This window comes from Succinimonas sp. (genome assembly GCF_045225735.1).
Classification (GTDB): Bacteria; Pseudomonadota; Gammaproteobacteria; order Enterobacterales; family Succinivibrionaceae; genus Succinimonas.
The window spans coordinates 1-5338 of record NZ_JBGVBR010000180.1 but is presented as its reverse complement, the minus strand read 5'-3'; the positions used below and the strand labels follow the sequence as shown (position 1 = coordinate 5338).

Below are 5338 nucleotides of genomic sequence, written 5' to 3'. Positions count from 1 at the left end.
AAGATCCCGGATTCCGCAGCCAAGGAGAAGACGGCAGTGTGCGCAGGGGACATAATCAGGAGTCTCGGAGGATCTGTTCTCGGTCTCACTTGCATTCGAGTTTGGCGAGGGAGCGGAAGAGGATGACTGAGATGATGAGGAAGACGGAGAGGCAGCAGCGGAAAATACCCCGGAGGAAAAAGATGAAGAAGATCTTTCCCTGCGGGCCTTGGCGGCCGCGGCGTTTTCGTACTCCTCCGGCGAGAGCTTCATGCCGCATGATGAGCAGGAGCTCTCACGCCGGGAAATGCTGTACGAAAGCTCTCCGGAACAATAGGGACAGAGCAGCTTTTCAGTTAAATTAACAGGAATGATCTTTTTCATGATATCAAACTCGTTTATGGCCGCGCTGTTTCGCAAGGGTGTTTTCCCTGGCCCGTAATACTGTTATCAGGTTCTGCTGCATGGCTGTTACCGCTTTTTTCCATTATTGCCATTTGCGACCTCATATTCGGGATTCATTTCGCAGATTGAGATCAGGTGATTCTGTGCAGGAGTTTTTCACCGGTTTTCCGGCGGTTCCGGTACCGGAGATGAGATTCTGCCGCATACATGCTTCCTTCATTACGGGGATCCCGTCTGGGCTTTCTGGCCAGACGTTTTTTGATCCCGTCCCAGAGAACAAGGACAGCGAAGGAACCTCCCGCAATCATGGCCAGCGCAAACAGGGTGGTTCTCCAGTAATACCTCTCGCTGCTGATACAGCCGGCAACCATAAAAGCCACGCCGGCGGCTGCCATAAGAGATCCCGTAATGCGCGGGGATTTTTTCCCGGAAAACAGCCGTCTTACCGGAGAGATCCGCGCATAGATCAGCATCAGAATGCCCATGCATAAAGCCCCCATAACAGAGCTTTCGGTGATGTTTGATAACGGCATGTATCTCGGCGCCCAAAGCCATGCCGCAACACCGGTCAGGAGGAACACCCCGGAAAACAGCCAGCCCCGGATTTTGGCATCGGAAAAGGGAATATCGGCCTCCAGCTTTCCGGTCTGGCCGTTCATATAGCAAAGCATCCGCTCCCCGCCCTGCTTTATCTCCATCACCCACACCGGAAGCCAGGCATAGGAAACCTTCCGGGGAATCACGGAAACCTGTTCCTGTGTGGCTCGGAAGCAGGAAAAGAATCCCCCCTCCGCCAGAAAATATTCAAAGGCATTCTTAAAGCGCCGCCGGGAATGCTCGAAATGATCCGCTTCGGCGATGGCCGGTATTGTCAGGTCCGGGATTGCGGCGTAAACCCGGCTCCAGGGCCGGGCTCCTTTGCCGTCAAAGGGCTCCAGATTCCTGAAGATGTCATCGCTGAGTTCCCGGGTAAGGTTTTCGGGCGAAGCGGAATAAAGCTGACTTCCTGCCGCATCTGTCTCAAATTCCTCCTGCTTAAAATTGGGACTGCCGCGGGTGGCAGTTTTAATCTCCGAGAGCACCTTGCCATGAAAGCTCACCTCGCCGGAAATCTCCGCATCATAAAGAAACACCGGGATATAGAAAGCCCGGACGCTCTCAATGCTGGATTCCAGAAAGGAGTCCGGGACAAATTCCAGAGCCTTAAGATACTTCCGGAATTCCTGAATAAAGAACTCCTTCTCATTGGCAAACGGCACGATAAGATCCGGTGCCGCAAAGCCTGAGTTTTCCGGAGAGCTTTCTCCGGCCGGACTTTCTTCTCCGGGAGAAACACCTCCTGATGATTTCTTCGCCCCGATGATCTTCTCATGACAAACGGGGCACTCTCCCAGAAGATCTCCGACACCGCGGCCAAGGAGGAGACGGCAGTGTGCGCAGGGGACATAATCAGGAGCATTGGAAGATCTGTTATCTGCCTCGCTGGCTTTCAAGTTTGCCACAGAAGAGGATGACTGAGATGATGAGGGAGACAGAGAGGCGGCGGAAATTGCCCCGGAGGAAAAAGATGAAGAAGATCTTTCCCTGCGGGCCTTGGCGGCCGCAGCGGCTTCGTACTCCTCCGGGGAGAGCTTCATGCCGCATGATGAGCAGGAGATCTCACGCCGGGAAATGCGGTACGAAAGCTCCCCGGAACAATAGGGACAGAGCAGCTTTTCAGTTAAATTAGGAGGAATACTCGTTTTCATATTGCTCAAACTCCGCTTGGGATCGCGCTGTTTCGGGGGCTTATTTCCCCTGTCCAGTACGCTGTCGCATATTTCCGTCGCCGGGATATTATCCCTGTCCGTTATTGCCATTTGCTGTTTTTACGCAAGGGGGAGACATTCCGGGGATCCGAAGCCGCTCAGCTGCCCCCCGCGGTCTTTTGTCAGCAGCCTGTCTGTCCGCGCCGATACCGCTATGCCCCTCCGGAACACCCTGCTCCGCGCCGGCGGCAATTCCGGCTGAGATCCTTTATCCGGAAGTTATTCCGCACATGATACGACAGACTCTCTGCATCTGTACACGTAGCTTTCTGAGATTTGTCTGCTCCTGCGGTACCGCATAGACGATTTTGCCGCATAGACGCTTCCCTCTTTGCGGGGATCCTGGCTGAGCTTCCGCGCCATACGTCTTTTGATACCGTTCCAGCGATAACCGATAACTAAGCTGCCTCCCGCGAGCATGGCCGGCATGAACAGGAGGGTACTCCAGCAATACTCCGGAGCTCTGAAAAAGGCCGCAATGGCAAAAGCCATGCCGGCACCGGCGAAAAGAGAACCTGTAATACGCCAGGAAAGCCGCCCGGAAAACAGCCATCTTACCGGAGCAATCACTGAATAGATCATCATCAGAAAAATCATGCAAATAACTCCCAGGCAAAAGTTCTCCGGAATGTTTGTTACCGGCATCCAAATCGGCGCCGCGAACCATGCCGTAACACCGGTCAGAAGCAGCAGCCCGGAAAAGAGCCAGTCCAGAATTTTAACTTGGGAAACCGGAATATCGGCCTCCATCTTTCCGGTCTGGCCGTTCATATAGCAAAGCGCCTCCGTCCCGCCCGGAGTCATCTTCATAACCCACACCGGAAGCCAGGCATAGGAGACCTTCAGAGGAATCACCGAAACCTTTTCCTTGGTGACGCTGAAGCTGTTAAATAACTCCCCCCTGGCCAGAAAATATTCAAAGGCCCCCTTAAAGCGCTGCCGGGAAAGCTCGAAATAATCAGCGCCGGCGACAACCGGAACCGTCAAGTCCGGGATGGCGGCATAAACCCGGCTCCAGGGCCGGGCTTCCTTGCTGTCAAAGGGCTCCAGATTCCGTAAAACGTCATCCCCGATCCCCAGGGCAAGATTTTCCGGAGAACCGGAATAAAGCTGACTTCCTGCCGCCTCTATCTCAAATTCCTGCAGCTTGTACTGGGTACCGTATTTATTGGTAAGAATCTCGGTCAGCACCTCGGCATGAAAGGTCATCTCGCCGGATACCTCCGCATCAAAAAGAACCACCGGGACATAGAAAGCCCGAACGCTCTCAATGCCGGCTGCAAGCATGGCGTCAGGAGCAAACTCCAGGGCTTTAAGATGCTTCCGGAATTTCTGAATAAAGAATTCCTTCTCCTTGGCAAACGGCACGATAAGATCCGGCGCCGCAAAGCTGGCGTTCTCGGCCGGTTTTCTTCCGGCGCTGTTCTCTGCCCCGGGGATCGTCCTGTCGCAAAGAGGGCATTCTCCCAGAAGATCTGCGATGCCGCGGCCTAAAAGGAGGCGGCAGTGTTCGCAGGAGACATAATCAGGAGCAGCGGCAGATCTGTTTTTTGCCTTGCCGGCTTTCGGGTTTGCCGCGGGAGCGGAAGATGAAGCAGACGATAACGGAGAGGATGCGGAGGAAAAGGACGATGATGACAAGGAGGATGAAGAGCGTTCCTGGCGGGCTCTTTTAGCAGCCGCGGCGGCTTCGTATTCCTCCGGAGAAAGCTTCATGCCGCATAATGAGCAGGCAACCTCACGCCGGGAAATGCGGTATGAAAGCTCCCCGGAACAATAGGGGCAGAGCAGCTTTTCAGTTAAGTTCACAGGAATGCTCGTTTTCATATTGCTTAAACTCGCTTGCGGTCATCTTTTCAGAGCGTCTGGCGCCTCAGGTTTCGTTACACTGTCATTCAGGTTCTGAAGCCGGGCTGCTGTCACTGTCCATTATTGCCATTTGCGGGTTTTGCGCAAGTCGGATATGAATTCCTGAGATTGCCGGGCCGGAATACCGCCTCCGGAATACCGGGCAGCAATGGCGGAATCACTGATAACCCATATCCGGCCGCAAGCGCAAAACCCTGTCCCCGCAAAACCTTGCCCCGCACGGCAGAAATAGCATGAAAGAAGGTATTCCCGGGCGGCTCATGTGTATAATAAAGCGGTTTCACTTAAACAGCAGCTAGGGATCCTCTATGATCTTCCTTAATTTCAGCAAAGAACACCGCATGACTCCGCCAGGATCCCGCGGCATCTTCCGGATTCTGGCCGGCCTCCTTCTTCTGGCCCTGACCCCGCTTTTTCTGACTGCCTGCGGTTCCGCCGAGGAGCGCTCTGTTCAGGTAACCTCCATTGAAAAGCTCTGCCAGGCCCGGGTGGGAGTGCAGATCGGCACCACCACGGAAATCGCCATTAACGACTACCTGAAAAACCATGACTGTCCTCTGGCGGAGCGCTATAACAACTCCCCGGACGCCATAGCCGCGCTCAATCAGGGCAAGCTGGATGCCGTGGTCATGGACGAGCTTCCCGCCAAAAGATTCGTGGCGGACAACCCCGGCCTCCAGCTTCTGGATACGCCGTTTAAGAGCGAATCCTATGCGGCCATTCTGCCCAAGGGATCGGAGGATCTCCTGTACCGCATCAATGACATTATCGATGACGTTAATGAGAATAAGATCTTTGATCAGCTTTTCGATACCTATGTCACCGGAACCCAGAATTTTCATTACACGCCCACGGTGACCGAGGGAGAATACTTCGTCATTGCCACCAGTCCTGATTTTCCGCCCTACGAGTTTTACAAGGACAATCGCATTACCGGCATCGAAATGGAAATCGCCGCCATTATCGCCGACCGTCTGGGCATGAAGCTGAAAATCGAAAGCATGGAGTTTGACAGCATTATCAATGCGGTGTCCTCCGGCAAGGTTCATGCGGGATTTGCCGGATTCTCCAAAACGGCGGAACGAGCCCGGGTCATCAATTTCACCAATGATATCTGCACCACCAGAATCATGGTGATCGTTCCCTCGGCGGCTGTGGGGGCATCTGCCGACAGATCCCTGAAGGAACGCTTTTATGAAAACTTCATCAAAGAGGATCGCTGGCTGCTTCTGGCAAAAGGTCTGGGCGTCACCATCGTGATTTCCGTATTTGCCGCC

Annotated in this window: 3 protein-coding genes and 1 pseudogene; 1 reads left to right on the top strand and 3 read right to left on the bottom strand. The window is 54.0% G+C overall.

The features are described 5' to 3' along the window. The 3 genes and pseudogenes from ACJROR_RS06320 to ACJROR_RS06310 form a co-directional block, all read right to left on the bottom strand. Positions 1–399, bottom strand: a pseudogene (locus tag ACJROR_RS06320) (hypothetical protein); the annotation flags it as partial. A 116-nt stretch (positions 400–515) separates the two neighbouring features. After that, on the bottom strand, positions 516–2132 hold the full coding sequence (locus tag ACJROR_RS06315) for a hypothetical protein (protein WP_406546363.1): 1617 nt from the start codon (positions 2130–2132) through the stop codon (positions 516–518). 279 nt (positions 2133–2411) lie between these two features. Further along, on the bottom strand, positions 2412–4001 hold the full coding sequence (locus ACJROR_RS06310) for a hypothetical protein (protein ID WP_406546362.1): 1590 nt from the start codon (positions 3999–4001) through the stop codon (positions 2412–2414). Between the two features lie 368 nt (positions 4002–4369). Here ACJROR_RS06310 and ACJROR_RS06305 point away from each other — a divergent pair. Continuing rightward, positions 4370–5338: transporter substrate-binding domain-containing protein (locus tag ACJROR_RS06305; protein WP_406546361.1), on the top strand; the 969-nt coding region annotated here is incomplete at its 3' end.

Bases quoted from the DNA above. Each gene is read 5' to 3' on its own strand.
- ACJROR_RS06315 (WP_406546363.1), bottom strand. From the start codon at position 2,132: ATGAAAACGAGTATTCCTCCTAATTTAACTGAAAAGCTGCTCTGTCCC.